Below are 517 nucleotides of genomic sequence, written 5' to 3' on the forward strand. Positions count from 1 at the left end.
TCGTGGTATAACTGAAATAAATACCGTTAACTCTAAACTGTCTGAAATTAGCCTCATTACAAAAATCACTTGGATGCGCTGGATCCCAATGAACATTCGCTCCTTCTGTTGCGACCCAATGTGCTTTGCTGTTATCACAAATAGCTGTTCCACCTACTTGCTTTATAGCGGTCATCTAAAGGAACTCCATATCCCCAAACATGTGTGCCATATTCACCAGGAGTACCTGCACCCCAGTAAAGATTACGCATAACGGGGTCGATATCTCTTCCCCCTGGCAAAAACCATTTGCCAATATTGGTACCAGTCACTGTTACTCCCGGATAGTATTGTGCTGCATAGTAGAAAGCCGGAAAAGAACCTGAATTTGCTTTTACAATATTATAGTAACTGGATGCAGCTCTCCATGTCAGGTTGTATCCGGAATCGTATGATGATGGACCATGATTCTTCACAGAATTGTTTCCAGCCATATTTGTCGGCCCCCAGGCGCATCCATTCCCATTGTTAGCATTAT

Annotated in this window: 1 pseudogene; it reads right to left on the bottom strand. The window is 43.1% G+C overall.

Features of this window, described 5'->3' with window-relative positions:
- Positions 1–134: 134 nt before the first annotated feature.
- Positions 135–517 (bottom strand): annotated as a pseudogene (locus HMPREF9140_RS10005) (hypothetical protein); the annotation flags it as partial.

It is taken from the genome of Prevotella micans F0438, assembly GCF_000243035.1.
Taxonomy (GTDB): domain Bacteria; phylum Bacteroidota; class Bacteroidia; order Bacteroidales; family Bacteroidaceae; genus Prevotella; species Prevotella micans.